Source organism: Desulfuromonas versatilis (genome assembly GCF_019704135.1).
Taxonomy (GTDB): Bacteria; Desulfobacterota; Desulfuromonadia; order Desulfuromonadales; family NIT-T3; genus Desulfuromonas_A; species Desulfuromonas_A versatilis.
The window spans coordinates 4,282,447-4,298,139 of the sequence record NZ_AP024355.1 but is presented as its reverse complement, the minus strand read 5'-3'; the positions used below and the strand labels follow the sequence as shown (position 1 = coordinate 4,298,139).

The following is a 15,693-nucleotide window of genomic DNA, read 5'->3' as shown; positions in this document are numbered from 1 at the left end:
TGCGGGGCGGCCTGTTTTTTTTTCGGTGGGTCCGGCCGCGACGGATCGGACCGATCCGACCGATCGGGCGGATCCGACGCGGCCGCCGCTTGCCGAGCGGGCTTGAACTTCCCCTGCCGAAAGGTTACATTAAACGGGCGATTTCGATTACTTAAAGACCGGAAAAAACATTTTGGACGCGGATCAAATCTGATCAAATCCGATTTTCAAGGCATAATAAGAATTCGGATCGAAAACCCCACAGGTCATGCATTTTAAAAGGTGATGTCTTCGATTTATCAGACTTTATCCGATTTGATCCGTGGCCAATTCAGGTTTTTGTGCGGTTAATCCTTCGCCGGTTTTCCCGCGCCGCCAGGTGGAAGAGATGCTCTCCCAGGACGCCCCCTTCGATACCCGGAACCTTCCGGCGCTCGCCCCCGACCTGGTGCTGGCCGAGCAGCCGGGCGGGCGCTGGAAGATCCAGAGCATCTCCCCGGCCCTGGCGGCCCTGGCCGGCCGGGCGGTCGAGCAGCTGCAGGGCAAGGCCCTGGCCGAGGCCTTCGGCGACGGCACGCCGCCGCTGGCCGAACTGGCCCGCGAGGTGCTCGAGAACGACAGGCCTCTGGACGCCATCCCGGTCAGCTTCGCCGCGCCGCGCCCGGCGCGGCTGGTTGCCGAGGTGCGCCCCGGCGGGCTGAGCGAGGACTTTCGCGGGCGCCTGGTGGTGTTTCGGTTTCGCCGGGCGAGCCCTGGCGAGGCCGGGCAGAAGCTGGTTTACGGCGGCATGGTCGGCAGCAGCGCCGGAATGCGCGAGGTATTCCGCAAGATCGACCTGTACGCCGCATCCGACGCACCGGTGGTGGTCACCGGCGAAACCGGCACCGGCAAGGAGCTGGTGGCCCGTGCCCTGCACGACCAGAGCCCCCGCCACCGGGGCCCCTTTGTCGCGGTCAATTGCTCGGCGATCAGCGAGGAGTTGCTCGAGTCCGAGCTCTTCGGTCACGAGAAGGGGGCCTTTACCGGCGCGGTGCGCACCCACCGCGGGCGTTTCGAGCGGGCCGACCGGGGGACGCTGTTTCTCGACGAGATCGGCGACATGCCGGTGCACACCCAGGCCAAGCTGCTGCGGGCGCTGGAAGAGGGGCGCATCGAGCGGGTCGGGGCCGAGGCCGAGCAGAAAGTGGATGTAAGGGTGGTGGCCGCCACCAACGTGACCCTCGAGCAGGCGGTGGGCCAGGGGCGCTTTCGCGCCGACCTCTACCACCGGCTCTCGGTGCTGCGCATCCACCTGCCGCCGCTGCGCCAGCGCCCCGAGGACATCCCCCACCTGGCCGAGCACTTCCTGGCGATGTTCAACCGCAAGTACGCCAAGCAGATCCGCCGCCTCACCCCCGATGCCCTGCACCTGCTCCAGTCCTATCTCTGGCCGGGCAACATCCGCGAGCTGCGCAACGTCCTCGAGCGGGTGTTCGTCGAGACCCAGGCCGAAGTGATCGGGGCCCGCGCCTTTGCCGAATGGATCCGCGAACGGCAGGACTTCTCCCCCGGCAACTGGAACCTGGATGCCGCCGAATCCCGCCCGCCCCAGGCGGTCAGCCCCCCTTATCCGCTGGCCAGCGAGCGGCTGCTCATCGAGGGGGCGCCGCGCACGGCCCTGGAGGCGGAGATCGTACCGCGGGGTGGCGCGCCGGCGGGGGCGCGCAGCACCCGCCCGGCCGACCTGGACGTCGAGGAGATCCGCCGCGCCTACCAGGCCGCGGGGGGCAACCTGGCCGGCGCCGCACGGCTGCTCGGGGTACACCGCGCCACCCTCTACCGCTACCTGGACAAACTCGGCCTGCGGCGCGAGGACCTCGAAGGCTGATTCGGCTGCCCACTTCCGGATGGGGGAGAACTGAATATGCGCCTGCTGCTGGTGGAGGACGATCATCAGATCGCCGAATTCATCCTCAAGGGATTCCGCGAGGCCGGCTATGCCGTCGACCATGCCCAAGACGGCGAGGAGGGCCTGCATCTCATGCAGATGGTGCGCTACGACGCGGCGGTGGTGGACATCATGCTGCCCCGGCTCGACGGCATCAGCCTGCTGCAGCTGCTGCGCAACCGGGGGCAGCAGCTGCCGATCCTGATTCTCAGCGCCAAGCAGACCGCCGACGAACGGGTGGACGCCCTGCAGCGCGGCGCCGACGACTACCTGGTCAAGCCGTTTCTGTTCGCCGAGCTGCTGGCCCGCATCCAGGCCCTGCTGCGGCGCAGCAGCGGCACGACTGAGACCACCCGCCTGGGCTGCGCGGACCTGCGCATGGACCTGGTGCGCCGCGAGGTCTTTCGCGGCGGCCAGCGCCTCGAGTTGCAGCCCCGCGAATTCGCCCTGCTCGAGTACCTGCTGCGCAACGCCGGCAAGATCCTCTCCAAGACCATGATCCTCGAGCAGGTCTGGGATTTCCGCTTCGATCCCCAGACCAACGTGGTGGATGTGCTGGTCTGCCGGCTGCGAAACAAGGTCGACCGGGATTTCCCGGTCAAGCTCATCCACACCCTGCGCGGGATCGGCTATGTCCTCAAAGCCCCGGAAGAGTAGGCTTCCCGGCACCATCGGCTTGCGCATCGCCGCCGGCTACTCGCTGCTGACCCTGCTCAGCTTCCTGGTGCTGATGGCCATCGGCTACGGCTTTCTCGCCGCCAACCTGGCGCGCGGCGAGCGCGAGCAGGTCTCCATCGAGCTGCAGAGCCTGCGCGAACGCTACCTGGCCGGCGGGGTGCCGGCCTTCGAGGCGCTGGTCCTGGCGAACGACCGCTTCCGCCGCAACAACCCCTTTTTCACCCGCATCGACGGCTGGGCCGGGGAGGTCCCCCGGGTCTACTTCCCCCAGTACTGGCGGGAGTTCGACCTGACGCCCCTGGAACGGCTCCCCGCCGGGATGGAGGGTCGTTGGCTGGAGGTTGTCTCCCCTGGCCAGGCTCACCGGCTTGAGGTCCTCTGCGCCGAACTGCCAGACGGCTTCCGCTTCCAGGTCGGCATCAGCACCGAAGACCGGGGGGCGGTCCTTCGCCGGCTGCGCGAGACCTTCCTGTTCGCCGCCCTGCCCCTGCTGGCGCTGGGCCTGGCGGGCGGGGCGCTGCTCGCCCAGCGCTCCCTGCGCCCGGTGCGCGATCTGGTGCAGACCGTCGAATCGATCAAGAGCGGCCGCTGGGAGGCCCGCGCCCCGCGCAGCGGCAACGGCGACGAGCTGGACGACCTGGGGCGGCTGTTCAACGAAATGATCGAGAGGATCAACCAGCTGATCCGCGGCATGAAGGGGGCGCTGGATAGCGTGGCTCACGACCTGCGCACCCCGATGACCCGTTTCCGCAACCGCGCCGAGGAGGCTCTGCAGAGGGGCCCGGACAGCCGCGCCTGCCAGGGGGCCCTGCAGGCCAGCGTCGAGGAGTCGGAGCAGATCCTGCGCATGCTCGGCATGCTGATGGACATCTCCGAGGCCGAGACCGGAACCCTGCGCCTGAGCCTGCGCGAGGTGGATGTCTCGGCGCTGGCGGAGAACCTGGCAGAGATGTACGGCATGGTCGGCGAGGAGAAGGCGGTGGCGGTCGAGACGCGGATCGCACCCGGCATCCGCTGGGCCCTGGACCCCGAGCGGGTCAGCCAGGCGCTGGCCAACCTGCTCGACAACGCGGTGAAGTACACCCCGGCAGGCGGCAGGGTGGAGTTGAGCCTGGAGCCGGCCGAAGGGGGGCTGCGGATCCGGGTGGCCGACACCGGGCCCGGCATCGACCCGGGGGACCTGGAGCGGATCTGGGAGCGGCTCTACCGGGGGCGCCACGACAGCGCCAAGGGGCTCGGCCTGGGACTGAGCCTGGTGCGCGCGGTGGCGGTGGCTCACGGCGGGCAGGCGCGCGGCTGGAACCGGCCCGAGGGTGGCGCCCTGTTCGAGCTGACCCTGCCGGTTTCGGCAAGCCTTTCAAAAATGTAATGGAGTAGAAAGAATCCGGCAATCCTGGCGGTGCTACCTTGGCGGCAACCCTATTTACCCCAAGGAGATCGGTCATGGGTTTTCTGCTTGCCGGAATCGCGCTGCTCTGTTTCACCGTCCTGTTGTTCTTCGTCACTTACAAGGCCACCCGCCTGGCCGTTAAGCCTTTCTGGGTCAGTGATGCCTGGGTGGCGAACCTGCATGCCCCGCTGATGGTCGCCATGCTGACTTTCGGCGTGGCCTACCTGGTCAAGTTTGCCTTCGTTGCCATGGCCTGAAATCCATCCTTTCGTCCCGGGTGCGGATCTGCCGACGATCCGCACCCGGGATCTCCTTTCCTGAAGTTTCTTTCTGTCTTCTTTCCCTCCTCCAAATTTATTCAAAACCGGCAGGTCGCGTCCCGCCAGCTGCCTTACTTTTTGAGCCATAGGTCTCATCTGCAGCCAGGGCATCTGGGGTACGGCGCCGTCGTTTGATTGGTAGGGGCGAACCTATGTGTTCGCCCACCTGCGCTTGCGACACCCCTCCGATTGCTGCGACGTCGCAGGCCCCCCTTGCAACAGCCACCTGCGACGTCGCAACTCGAGAAGGCAAATCCATTAATATTGTAAATACACAAAATTATTGCAAAAATTTGCCTGCCAAGGACTGGCACGAGCGTTGAAATACTGTTGGGCAAACACGCAGCCCGCAACGGGCCGCAAAAAACCATCAACCCCAACAGGAGGATAAAGACTATGGCAACCTGGGATCTGTTCAGAGAAATGGAAACCTTCCGTCGTGAAATGGATGACGTGCTGCGCAGCTCGGGCTTTGGCCGGCTGCTCGACCCGACCTTTCTGCCGGGTCCGGGAGTAAGCCGCTTCCCCCGCATCAACCTGCGCGAGGACAGCAACAACTTCTACGTCGACGCGCTGATTCCCGGCATCGACCCGAAGCAGCTGGAGATGACCGTGGTCAAGGGGACCCTGACCCTGTCCGGTGAGCGCAAGGAAACCACCGCCGAGGAAAAGGTCACCGCCTGGCATCGCCGCGAGCGGGGCGCCGGCAAGTTCCTGCGCACCATCGACATCCCGGTGGACATCGACAGCGACAAGGTCAAGGCCGAGTACCACGACGGCGTGCTGCGGGTGACCCTGCCCAAGGCCGAAGCGGCCAAGCCGAAGCGGATCGAAGTCCAGGTCGGCTGAGACTCAAGCGTACAGGCCACTGATCACAGCCCACTGTCCACGGACCACTGAATTATTAGGAGATTAGCCATGACCGACAAGAACATGACCGTGAAAACCGAAACCGCCAGCCCGGTTCGCAACGAGGCGACCCGCGCCGGGGAACGCTACCTGACCCCCGCCGTGGATATCTTCGAAACCGAAAACGGCCTGACCCTGGTCGCCGACCTGCCGGGAGTGGCGAAGGAGAACCTGGAGATCGGCATCGACAAGGGGGTGCTGACCCTCGAAGGGCGCACCGGCAAGCCCCAGGGGAACGGCAACGTCTACCACGAGTTCTCCATCCCCGGCTACTACCGCCGCTTCCAGCTGCCCGACGGCCTCGATTCCGAGCACTCCAGCGCCGAACTCAAGGACGGGGTGCTGACCCTCAAGCTGCCCAAAGCCGCCGCCGCCCGGCCGCGGCGCATCGAGGTCACCTCGGTCCACTAAGAGGTCGGGGAGAAAACAGGGCCGGGGCGGAAATTCCGCTCCGGCCTTTTATAATTGATCGTAGCCTGCAACAGGCTGTTATCTCCCTCCCCCTTGAAGGGGGAGGGGAGCAGTCCAGTTTCGCAACAGGAAAGGAACGCCATGGACATCAACAAGCTGACCCAGAAAACCCAGGCCGCCATCGAAGCCGCCCAGACCCGGGCCGTGAAGCTCGGGCATGTCGAGGTGGACGGCGAACACCTGCTCGCCGCCCTGCTCGAGCAGGCCGACGGGCTGGTGCCGCGGCTGCTGCAGAAGATGGACGTTCCGGTGGAGAACCTGGTCCGCGAACTGCGGCGCGAGCTGGAGCGGCGTCCCAGCGTCTCCGGGCCCGGCGCCGAGGCGGGCAAGATCTACGTCACCCAGCGCCTCAACCGGCTGATGGTCAAGGCCGAGGACGAGGCGCGGCATCTCAAGGACGAGTTCATCAGCGTCGAGCACCTGCTGCTGGCCATGCTCGAAGAGGGCGAGTCGACCGTCGCCGGGCGGCTGTTCAAGCAGTTCCACATCAGCCGCGACCGGGTGCTGGCGGCGCTTACCTCGATCCGCGGCCACCAGCGGGTGACCAGCGCCGACCCCGAGGGGACCTACGAGGCCCTGGAGAAGTACGGCATCGACCTGGTCAAGCAGGTCAAAAAAGGGAAACTCGACCCGGTCATCGGCCGCGACGCCGAGATCCGCCGGGTGATCCGCATCCTCTCGCGCAAGACCAAGAACAACCCGGTGCTGATCGGCGAGCCCGGGGTCGGCAAGACCGCCATCGTCGAGGGGCTGGCTCACCGCATCGTGCGCGGCGACGTCCCCGAGGGGCTCAAGGACAAGACCATCTTCGCCCTCGACATGGGCGCCCTGGTGGCCGGAGCCAAGTACCGCGGCGAGTTCGAGGAGCGCCTCAAGGCGGTGCTCACCGAGATCCGCAACAGCGAGGGGCGCATCCTGCTGTTCATCGACGAGCTGCACACCATCGTCGGCGCCGGCAAGGCCGAAGGGTCCATGGACGCCGGCAACATGCTCAAGCCGATGCTGGCCCGCGGCGAGTTGCACTGCCTGGGCGCCACCACGCTGGATGAATACCGCCAGTACATCGAGAAAGACGCCGCTCTCGAACGGCGCTTCCAGCCGGTGCTGGTCGACCAGCCGACGGTGGAGGACACGGTCAGCATCCTGCGCGGGCTCAAGGAGCGCTTCGAGGTGCACCACGGCGTGCGCATCCAGGACAACGCCCTGGTGGCCGCGGCGACCCTCTCCAACCGCTACATCTCCGACCGCTTTCTGCCCGACAAGGCCATCGACCTGGTGGACGAGGCCTGCGCCATGATCCGCACCGAGATCGACTCCATGCCCCAGGAGCTCGACGAGGTGACCCGCCGGGTGATGCAGCTGGAGATCGAGGAGGCGGCCCTGAAAAAGGAGAAGGACGCCGCCAGCCGGGCGCGCCTGGAGACGCTGCGCAAGGAGCTCGCCGAGCTCAAGCACCAGGCCGACACCCTGCGCGCCCAGTGGGACGCGGAGAAAGAGGGGATCAAGAAGGTCCAGGCCCTGCGCGAGGAGATCGAGAAGGTGCGCCAGCAGGTCGAGGTCGCCGAGCGCAACTACGACCTGAACCGGGCCGCCGAGCTCAAGCACGGCCGCCTGCCCCAGCTCGAGAAGGAGCTGCGCGAGCAGGAGGTGCGCACCGCCGGCGAAGCCCCGGCCCAGCGCCTGCTGCGCGAGGAGGTCACCGAGGAGGAGATCGCCGACATCATCTCGCGCTGGACCGGCATCCCGGTGACCCGCCTGGTGGAGGGGGAGCGGGAGAAGCTGCTCAAGCTCGACCAGCTGCTGCACCAGCGGGTCATCGGCCAGCACGAGGCGGTGCAGCTGGTGGCCGACGCGGTGATCCGCGCCCGGGCCGGCATCAAGGACCCGCGCCGCCCCATCGGCTCGTTCATCTTCCTCGGCCCCACCGGGGTCGGCAAGACCGAGCTGGCCCGCACCCTGGCCGAGGCACTGTTCGACAGCGAGGACAACATGGTGCGCATCGACATGTCCGAGTACATGGAGAAGCACACGGTCAGCCGGCTGATCGGCGCGCCCCCGGGCTACATCGGCTACGAGGAGGGGGGCCAGCTCACCGAGGCGGTGCGCCGCAAGCCCTACAGCGTGATCCTCTTCGACGAGATCGAGAAGGCCCACCCCGACGTGTTCAACGTGCTGCTGCAGATCCTCGACGACGGCCGGGTGACCGACGCCCAGGGGCGCACGGTGGATTTCAAGAACACGGTCATCATCATGACCTCCAACATCGGCAGCCAGCACCTGCTCGAAGGGGTCAGCGCATCCGGCGAAATCACCGAAGGGGCGCGCAAAAGCGTCATGGCCGAGCTGCGCCGGCAGTTCCGCCCCGAGTTTCTCAACCGGGTGGACGACCTGGTGCTTTTCAAAGTATTGACTCTCGACGAGATCATGGCGATCGTCGACCTGCAGGTCCAGGACCTGCGCAAACGGCTGGCCGGGCGGCGCATCAGCCTGGAGTTGACCGAAAAGGCCCGGCAGTTCGTGGCGCAAAGCGCCTACGACCCGGTCTACGGCGCCCGTCCGCTCAAGCGCTACCTGCAGCACCAACTCGAGACCCGCATCGGCCGCGCCCTGATCGGCGGCGAAGTCCGCGACGGGGCGGCCATCACCGTGGATGCCGGCGACGAGGGGCTGACCGTGACCACCGCCAATCCCCCGGGCGGGCAGAACGAAACCCGGGCCGCCTCCTGAGCGGCGGGGCCAGTCCACTTGAGCGGCAAAGGCAAAATCAATTTCGCCGAGAGGTTTGACCTTTAAAGGCTTTTTGTCGAACGCAGATAAAGGCGGATGCGCGCAGATGAAATCAAAAACATAGGACCAAGGGTTTGTCTTTGCTCTTGTCTGCGTCCCTCTGCGGCCATCTGCGTTCTAATAATGCCTTTGCTTTGGGTCTGGAAAACCTTTTTGTCGAACGCAGATAAAGGCGGATGCACGCAGATAAAATCTAAACCTGGAATCTAGGTTTTGATCCTGCTCTTGTCTGCGGCCATCTGCGGCCATCTGCGTTCTAATAATGCCTTTGCTTTGGGTCTGGAAAACCTTTTTGTCGAACGCAGATAAAGGCGGATGCACGCAGATAAAATCTAAAACTTGGAACCAAGGGTTTGTTTTTGCTCTTGTCTGCGTCCATCTGCGTCCATCTGCGTTCGATTAATGTCTTTGATTTTGGTGTTGAAAGTCTTGAACAAGGGGCTAATTCAGATTTTATCCGGCATGCGGAGCCAGTCCCCTTGACCGGCGGATTTTTCGCAAAGCTGGAAGAAATCTTGCATCGACATAACCGGTGAGTCTGTCATAAGTCCCGGTAATGAACAGCCAGTGAGGCGCTGATGAGCAAACGCAAACGGTTTGGGGAAATCCTGGTCGAGGCCAAGGTGGTCAGCCAGGAGGTGCTGGACAAGGCCCTGCAGGTCCAGAAAAGTACCGGCAAGCGCCTGGGGCAGGTGCTGGAGGATATGGGGGTGGTCTCCGAGCGGGACACCGCCGTGGCCCTGGCCCGCCAGTTCGGCTTCAAGACGGTCCAAAACCTCGCCAAGTACAGCTTTCCCGAGGATATCCTCAAGCTGGTCCCCAGCGAGACGGCCCTCAAGCTGAGCATTTTCCCGCTCAAGCGCGAGGGCAAGACCCTGTACCTGGCCATGGTCAACCCCCTGGACATGGACGTCATCGACAACCTCAGCTTCCAGACCGGGCTGCGGGTTGCCCCCTGCGTGACCACCGCCGGGGAGATCCAGGCCGCGGTTCATCAGCACTACCTGGGCGGTCGGCCCAATGAGCCCGAGGGGCAGGAGACCGCGGACTGGTGGACCATCCTGGTGGTGGACGACCAGGAGCTGGTGCGTTCGGCGATCCTGGCGGCCCTCAAGCGCGAGGGGTACAATACCGTCGAAGCGGCCAACGGCGCCGACGGCCTCAAGCTCGCCTGCCAGAACCCGCCGCACCTGATCATCTCCGACACGGTGATGCCGCGGATGGACGGCTTCGAGATGTTCCGGGCGCTGCAGGCCAACAACACCACCCGCAACATCCCGGTCATGGCCCTTTCCTCCAAGTCGGCCCCCGAGGAGGAGGCCAAGCTGCTCGACGCCGGCTACTTCGACTTCATCCCCAAGCCGATCAACCCCGTACGGCTCGGCGCCCGGGTGCGCAGGGCCCTGCGGGTCACCTACGGCCCCGGCGGGCCGCCGCCGCGGTGAGGAGGGCCGTGACTGGGAAAGGCTTTGGGCCGTGACTGGTGACTCGTGACTGGGAAAAGGCCAGGAAAAAACTTGCATGATATGGCGATTTGTTTATAATGTAACCAAAATGGTCACATTTTGGGCCTGGACACCTCCCACCCACATTGGCAGGAAGGTAGGGCATTATGAGAATCGATATCCTCTGCAAGCCTGAGAGCGGTGGCCGCTGCGAAATGACTCTCAAGAACGTACGCGACGCGCTGGCGAATCTCGGCGTGGAAGCCGAAGTGCACCTGTTCAGGGACCGGCGCAAAATGATCGACAACCGGGTCTATGTGTCGCCGGCGCTGTTGATCGACGATTGCGTCCGGATCGCCGGGCGGGTTCCCGAAGTTAGCGAAATCACCAGTCTGCTTGTCGAACGGCCAAGATACCGGCGACGGCTTCAGGAAGTAGCCTGAGCCGTCGCGGCTCCGCGCGGACCGAATTTTTCCTCAACCTCATCCAGGCCCCCCTTTCCCCGAAAGGGGGGCCTGACTTTTGCATCATCTCCCAAGAAAATCGAACTAATCCCTGGCAACGGGAGCGCACAGGCATGGCAACCATTCTTCTGGTCGACGACGTCAAGCTGTTTCTGGAACTGGAGAAGTCCTTTCTCGAGGGGGCCGGACACCGGGTGGTGACCGCCGCCAACGGCGAGGAGGCGCTCGCCGGGCTGGTGGAAGCCGAACCGGACCTGCTGCTGCTCGACCTCTACATGCCGGGCCGCGACGGCGACGAGATCTGCCGCGAACTGCGGGCCAGCACCCGCTGGCGCGACCTGCCGGTGATCATGGTCACCGCGGCGGGCAAGGAAGAGGAGATCGGCCGATGCCTCGCGGCCGGCTGCGACGACTACATCACCAAGCCGGTCAACAAAAACGACCTGCTGGAGAAGGTTCAGCGGGTGCTCGGCGGGGTCAGGGGGCGCACCGCCACCCGGGTGCCGGCAACCCTGCGGGTGCAGCTGAAGAGCCGCGACAAAAGCCTCAGCGCCACGGCCCGGGACATCTCGCGCAACGGCATCTATGTGAAAAGCTCCACCAGCCTGGCGGTAGGCAGCCCCGTGGAGCTGCGCCTCGAACTGCCCGACGGCCGCCAGCTGCCGGTCCTCGGCAAGGTCAAGCGGGTCCAGGAGGGGCCCGAGGGCGGCATGGGGATCTATTTCGTGGCCCCCGAGCCCCAGGGTGTCCGGGCGCTGGAGGAGCTGGTCAACCAGGGTCTGGAGAGCCCGGAGCCGGCCGCCCAGGGGGTGGCCGAACAGGTCTCCGACCCGCGTTTCCTGGCCCTGGAGGATGAAAACCGCCGGCTGCGCCGCAGGATCGCCGAGCTGGAAACCGAGAACCGCGAGTTCGCCGAGCAGATCGTGCAGATCGAGGAGATCAACAACAACCTCACCAACCTCTACGTGGCCTCCTCCCGGCTGCACTCGGTCCTCGACCGGGGCCAGGTGGTTGAGATCATCAAGGAGGTGGTGATCAATTTCGTCGGCGCCGAAAAATTCGCCCTGCTGCTGCAGGAAAAGGATTCCAGCCGGCTGCGCCTGGAAGCCGCCGAGGGGTTCGAGGGCGCGGAGTTTCCCGAGGTCAGCGCCGGGGAAGGGATCCTCGGCAGCGTGGCCGCCGGCGGTCCCACCTTCCTGCTGGAGGGATCCGTGGTGCAGGGCTCCGACGACCCCGCCGCCCCCCTGGCCGCCGTCCCCCTGAAGATCCACGACCAGACCACCGGCGTGCTGGCCATCTACCGGCTGTTCGTGCAGAAGGAGAAGTTCGCCCCCGTCGACCACCAGCTCTTCTCCATGATGGCCGAACACGCCGCCACCGCCCTGTTCTCCTCCGGCCTCTACGAAGCCTCGGAACGCAAGCGCGAGACGTACAAGGGGTTTGTGGATTTGTTGCTTAAAGGCTAGGGACGCGTGAGGCGTGAGGCGTGAGGCGTGAGGCGTGAGGCGTGAGGCGTACACCCATTACCCATTACCCATTACGTTTTACGGCCCACGGCCCACGGCCCTAGCCCCTCACCAAAAACCCCTCCGCCACGGCGAACTCGACGATTTCGGCGCCTTCGCGGCTGGAAAGGCTGGCGCCGAAGATCTCCTTCGGCGCTCTCTTTTTTTGACAGCCGCCGAGCAGCCGGGCAAAGTCCTCCACCAGCGACTCGCAGAACACCTGGTCCCCCCGCCGCACGAAGAGCACCATCGAACCCACCGGGCGGAACATGGCGGCCAGCTCCGCCAGGTCGATGTCCCCCAGCTCAACCATCTCGAGTATCTCATAGTTGAACGGCACCAGGCGCAACGAACCGGCGGTACGCAGCGGAGTGTTCCACAGCTGCTGGCCGCGCGGGGTTTTCCCCTTCAGGGGGAGGGTCTCGGGGCCGAGCAGGGTCTCGGCGTAGTGGAAATGGTAGCGCATCAGGTCGAGGGCCGCCGGGACCAGCTCCTCGCGCCCGGCGCGGCGCAGGCGTTCGGTGACGTAGCCCTCCTGGAGCGCCAGCACTGCGGCGGGCTTCCACGGCAGGGCATCCAGGAAGCGGGAGGACTCCACCCCGCCCGGGCCCAGGGCCCACTCGGCGAACCCTTCGAGAAACTCCGCCGGCTGGGTCCCGGTGGCCTTGAGCAGGGCGGGGAAAAATGCCACCGCCCGGCCGACGTTGTAAAACAGGTCGGCGGCCGCGGCCAGGCTGCGGCTGCGTTCCAGGTCGGCGGGCGGGCAGCTGGCGCTGCCCAGGACCCGGTAGGGGGGCTGCTCCTCGGCGACGATGCCGAAACGCTCCCGGTCGCGGTGCAGGGGGGTGCCGGGCAGCACCGCCAGGGCGAACATGTCCAGGTGGTTGGGGGCGAAGCCCAGCGCGGTGTTCAGGCTGTGGCGAAAACCCTGGTGATCGTCGCCCGGCAGGCCGTAGATCAGGTCGAGGCCAAAGGTCACCCCCTCGGCGCCGAGCTGCTGCAGCCGGCGGCCGAAGGCCGCCAGGTCCAGGTTGCGGTGAATGTTGCGCAGTACCTCGGGGCGGGCCGACTGCAGCCCGATCTGCACCGAGCAGGGGGTGTCGGCAAGCAGCCTGGCGGTCTCCCGGTCGAGAAAATCCGCCTTGGCCTCCAGGTGAAAATGGACCTGGGGGGCGTGCCGGGCCAGCAGCCGCAGCAGGTTCTTGCCCCGCTCCGGGGGGAAATTGAAGGTCGAGTCGAGCACCCAGACCTGGCCGACCCGGGCCCGGGCGAACAGCTTGAGTTCGGCCACCAGGCGCTTTTCGCCGATATGCCGCACCCCCCGGCTGCCGCGGGCGTCGAAGCAGAAATCGCAGGCGAAGGGGCAGCCGCGGGAGACCTCCCAGAGCACGCCGCCCCCGGCCGGGGGCGTCAGCACCCCGCTGAGCCAGGGGGAGGCGAGGGCGTCCAGGTCCTCGGCGGGGGCGCGCTCCGGCCCGGCGACCGGCCCCTCGGGGGTGTTCAGGGTGACCCCCGCCGGCGCCACCCGCAGCGGGCCCTGCTCCAGGGCCTCCACCAGTTCGCGGAAGCTCGCCTCGCCCTCGCCGCGGATGACCGCGTCCAGATCCCCGTCGCGCAGCACCCCCGCGGGGTCGGTGGTCGCCTCGGGGCCGCCGGCCACCAGGCGCAGCGCGGGGCGCTCCCGGCGCAGGCGGCGGGCCAGGGCCAGCAGCGCCTCGCGGTTCCAGACGTAGAGGGAGAAGGCGACCAGCTGCGGGTTCGCGGCGAGCAGGGCCCGGACCATCGCCTCCTGGTCCTGGTCCGGATACAGGTCGACCAGCCTGGTCTTGCGGCGCAGCCCCTCGGGGAGCGCGGCGGCCAGGCAGGCGGCGGCCAGGGGGACCGCCTGGGCGGAGCGGTTGGCGTGCAGGGTGGCCAGGGCGATGTTCATGGTCGGCGTCCTCGGGATCGGGGGGGGGGCATGGTTTAACTAGTTTAACTGGTTTAACTGGTTTAACTGGTTTAACTGGTTTAACTGGTCCCTTGGGTCCCTTTAGTCCTTTTGGTCCCTTCGGTCGGTTCCGACCGCCCGGCAAGCCCCTAACCGCTCACCTCGGCGGGCGGCGGCGCGGCCAGGTTGCGGTCGCTGACCTGGATGCCGTGGCGCTCGAAGACCTCGCTGAACTCGGCGAAGCGGCTGCGCAGCTGGCCCAGGGTGAGGTGGTAGCCGTAGTTCATGATATGGTGGCGGGCCGTGTGGCTCATGGGGCTCTGGAAGAACAGCACCGACTCCTCGCAGCCCGGCTCGATGAGCAGGATGTCCACCTCGGGGTGCTTGCGCCGGTAGCCGTCGAGGGCCAGGTCGAGCTTTTCCTTGTTCTCGATGCGCCGCGACTGCTCCCAGGCGTAGGAGATGCCCAACTCGGCGATGCTCGAACACTTGCCGTAGGACATGGAGGGGAGGCAGGAGCGCTCCCGGTCGTTGTCCATCGGCACGCGGGGGTTGACCAGCACCACCAGCCGGGCCCCCTTCTCGATGGCCACGTCGATGTGGCTGACCCGGCCGATGGAGCCGTCCATGTAGTGGCTGTCGCCGATTCTCGGGGGGCGGAAAAAATAGGGGATGGCGCAGGAGGCGGTGATCGCCTGGCAGATGTGCACGTCGCGGTACCCCTCGCTGCCGAAAACCACCCGGTGGCCCCGGTCCAGGTCGTAGGCGGGGATGTACAGCTCGTTCTGGATCAGGTTGAAGTCGTCGAGGATCCCCTCCTTGCGGAAGGACTGGCAGAGGTACTGCTGCATCGGTTCGAGGGAGAACAGCCCCGCGGGGAACTGCTCCTGGAGGATGTGCAGGGCGTCGGCGAATGAGAGCGACCAGCGGCTGCGCCGGTATTTGCGCATGATCTTGAACAGGTTGCCGGCCACCCGGCGGAAGGAGGAGAACATGGCCCGGTAGTCCAGGCGGTAGATGTCCGAGCGGCCGAAATTGAAGACGCTCTGCTCCTCGTTGGCGATGGCCTTGAACAGCCCCTCGGGGGCGATGCGGCTGGCCACCAGCGCGGCGATGACCGAACCGGCGCTGACCCCGACGTAGATGTCGAAGCGCCGGGAGCTGAAGCCGGGCGCAAACAGCCGGTCGAGGGCGGTCAGGCAGCCGATCTCGTAAGCGGCGCCCATGATGCCGCCGCCGGCCAGTACCAGGGCTGTTTTGCTGCGCTTGGGGGGCATGGGAGGCCTGCCGTTCAAGATTTTTTCGCCCGGACCTTGATCTTGGGCTTGCCGTCTTCGGTCACCACGCGGAATTCCACCGCCCGGTCGCCGAATTTTTCGCGGATTTTTTCCCGCTGCTGCTCGATGAAGCGGGACACCTGCTCGCGGTCCAGGGTGGTGGTTTTCAGGTTGCAGGCCTGGCGGGCCAGCAGCAGCTCCCGGTAGATGGCCTCGGTTTCGTCGCCGCTCGGCGCGGCAGCCGGGGCGGGCACGGGAACTTTCGGCGCCTGCTGGCGGACGTAGCGCCCCTCGTCGATCTGGCGCAGGATGCGGTCCCAGTAGGTGGCGTAGCTGTGGAAGCGAGCGGCGAGGGTCTGGTAGCGAAAGCGCAGGTCGGTCTGGGTGATGCGGCGGTTGGTGAAGTGGCGCAGGCGCTGGGCGAGCCCGTCGCGCTGCTTGACCGGTTCGCGTTTTTCCACCCCGGCGAAATACTGCTCGTAAAGGATTTCCAGCTCCTTGAGGTCCTGCTCGATGCGGGACAACTCACGGCCGAGGTCCTTGCGTTCGCTCATAGCACCCTCCATTGAAGCTTAATAATACTGATATGTTATTTCTTATGCAAAAACAAA

At 65.9% G+C, this 15,693-nt stretch carries 13 protein-coding genes; 10 read left to right on the top strand and 3 right to left on the bottom strand.

Annotated elements, in window-relative coordinates; translation table 11 throughout:
* Positions 1–367 precede the first annotated feature (367 nt).
* From DESUT3_RS19305 to DESUT3_RS21185, 10 genes are all read left to right on the top strand, one after another.
* Positions 368–1,846, top strand: a complete 1,479-nt coding sequence (locus DESUT3_RS19305) for a sigma-54 interaction domain-containing protein (RefSeq protein WP_221250123.1) — start codon at positions 368–370, stop codon at positions 1,844–1,846.
* Between the two features lie 36 nt (positions 1,847–1,882).
* Positions 1,883–2,563: a response regulator transcription factor gene (locus tag DESUT3_RS19300; RefSeq protein ID WP_221250122.1), complete on the top strand. Its 681-nt coding sequence runs from the start codon at positions 1,883–1,885 to the stop codon at positions 2,561–2,563.
* On the top strand, positions 2,538–3,953 hold the full coding sequence (locus DESUT3_RS19295) for a HAMP domain-containing sensor histidine kinase (protein WP_221250121.1): 1,416 nt from the start codon (positions 2,538–2,540) through the stop codon (positions 3,951–3,953). The genes DESUT3_RS19300 and DESUT3_RS19295 overlap by 26 nt, the downstream gene beginning before the upstream one ends.
* A 74-nt stretch (positions 3,954–4,027) precedes the next feature.
* Positions 4,028–4,231, top strand: coding sequence for a hypothetical protein (locus tag DESUT3_RS19290; protein ID WP_221250120.1), 204 nt, complete (start codon positions 4,028–4,030; stop codon positions 4,229–4,231).
* A 459-nt stretch (positions 4,232–4,690) separates the two neighbouring features.
* Complete coding sequence (locus DESUT3_RS19285) at positions 4,691–5,143, top strand: Hsp20/alpha crystallin family protein (protein WP_221250119.1); 453 nt, start codon at positions 4,691–4,693, stop codon at positions 5,141–5,143.
* Positions 5,144–5,212: 69 nt separating this feature from the next.
* On the top strand, positions 5,213–5,614 hold the full coding sequence (locus DESUT3_RS19280; RefSeq protein WP_221250118.1) for an Hsp20/alpha crystallin family protein: 402 nt from the start codon (positions 5,213–5,215) through the stop codon (positions 5,612–5,614).
* 141 nt (positions 5,615–5,755) lie between these two features.
* Positions 5,756–8,401 (top strand): ATP-dependent chaperone ClpB, encoded by a 2,646-nt coding sequence (clpB, locus tag DESUT3_RS19275; RefSeq protein WP_221250117.1) that lies wholly within the window; start codon positions 5,756–5,758, stop codon positions 8,399–8,401.
* Positions 8,402–9,039: 638 nt separating this feature from the next.
* A complete protein-coding gene (locus DESUT3_RS19270; RefSeq protein ID WP_221250116.1) occupies positions 9,040–9,906 on the top strand; it encodes a response regulator in 867 nt (288 codons plus the stop codon).
* Between the two features lie 167 nt (positions 9,907–10,073).
* Entirely contained in the window at positions 10,074–10,349 is a 276-nt protein-coding gene (locus DESUT3_RS19265) for a thioredoxin family protein (RefSeq protein WP_221250115.1), read from the top strand.
* A gap of 134 nt (positions 10,350–10,483) precedes the next feature.
* Positions 10,484–11,836, top strand: a complete 1,353-nt coding sequence (locus tag DESUT3_RS21185) for a response regulator (RefSeq protein ID WP_221250114.1) — start codon at positions 10,484–10,486, stop codon at positions 11,834–11,836.
* A 100-nt stretch (positions 11,837–11,936) separates the two neighbouring features.
* Here the strand turns inward: DESUT3_RS21185 and DESUT3_RS19255 are convergent, their stop codons facing one another.
* The 3 genes from DESUT3_RS19255 to DESUT3_RS19245 form a co-directional block, all read right to left on the bottom strand.
* Entirely contained in the window at positions 11,937–13,805 is a 1,869-nt protein-coding gene (locus tag DESUT3_RS19255) for a B12-binding domain-containing radical SAM protein (RefSeq protein ID WP_221250113.1), read from the bottom strand.
* A gap of 149 nt (positions 13,806–13,954) precedes the next feature.
* Positions 13,955–15,082, bottom strand: a complete 1,128-nt coding sequence (locus DESUT3_RS19250; RefSeq protein WP_221250112.1) for a patatin-like phospholipase family protein — start codon at positions 15,080–15,082, stop codon at positions 13,955–13,957.
* Positions 15,083–15,096: 14 nt separating this feature from the next.
* Positions 15,097–15,636: an MXAN_5187 C-terminal domain-containing protein gene (locus DESUT3_RS19245; protein WP_221250111.1), complete on the bottom strand. Its 540-nt coding sequence runs from the start codon at positions 15,634–15,636 to the stop codon at positions 15,097–15,099.
* Positions 15,637–15,693: the final 57 nt, after the last annotated feature.

What these genes read in the sequence shown, in the direction of transcription:
- DESUT3_RS19295 (WP_221250121.1), top strand. Translation starts at nt 2,538, where the DNA reads ATGTCCTCAAAGCCCCGGAAGAGTAGGCTTCCCGGCACCATCGGCTTG.
- DESUT3_RS19305 (WP_221250123.1), top strand. Translation starts at nt 368, where the DNA reads ATGCTCTCCCAGGACGCCCCCTTCGATACCCGGAACCTTCCGGCGCTC.
- DESUT3_RS19290 (WP_221250120.1), top strand. Translation starts at nt 4,028, where the DNA reads ATGGGTTTTCTGCTTGCCGGAATCGCGCTGCTCTGTTTCACCGTCCTG.
- DESUT3_RS19270 (WP_221250116.1), top strand. Translation starts at nt 9,040, where the DNA reads ATGAGCAAACGCAAACGGTTTGGGGAAATCCTGGTCGAGGCCAAGGTG.
- DESUT3_RS21185 (WP_221250114.1), top strand. Translation starts at nt 10,484, where the DNA reads ATGGCAACCATTCTTCTGGTCGACGACGTCAAGCTGTTTCTGGAACTG.
- clpB (WP_221250117.1), top strand. Translation starts at nt 5,756, where the DNA reads ATGGACATCAACAAGCTGACCCAGAAAACCCAGGCCGCCATCGAAGCC.
- DESUT3_RS19285 (WP_221250119.1), top strand. Translation starts at nt 4,691, where the DNA reads ATGGCAACCTGGGATCTGTTCAGAGAAATGGAAACCTTCCGTCGTGAA.
- DESUT3_RS19280 (WP_221250118.1), top strand. Translation starts at nt 5,213, where the DNA reads ATGACCGACAAGAACATGACCGTGAAAACCGAAACCGCCAGCCCGGTT.
- DESUT3_RS19265 (WP_221250115.1), top strand. Translation starts at nt 10,074, where the DNA reads ATGAGAATCGATATCCTCTGCAAGCCTGAGAGCGGTGGCCGCTGCGAA.
- DESUT3_RS19300 (WP_221250122.1), top strand. Translation starts at nt 1,883, where the DNA reads ATGCGCCTGCTGCTGGTGGAGGACGATCATCAGATCGCCGAATTCATC.
- DESUT3_RS19245 (WP_221250111.1), bottom strand. Translation starts at nt 15,636, where the DNA reads ATGAGCGAACGCAAGGACCTCGGCCGTGAGTTGTCCCGCATCGAGCAG.
- DESUT3_RS19250 (WP_221250112.1), bottom strand. Translation starts at nt 15,082, where the DNA reads ATGCCCCCCAAGCGCAGCAAAACAGCCCTGGTACTGGCCGGCGGCGGC.
- DESUT3_RS19255 (WP_221250113.1), bottom strand. Translation starts at nt 13,805, where the DNA reads ATGAACATCGCCCTGGCCACCCTGCACGCCAACCGCTCCGCCCAGGCG.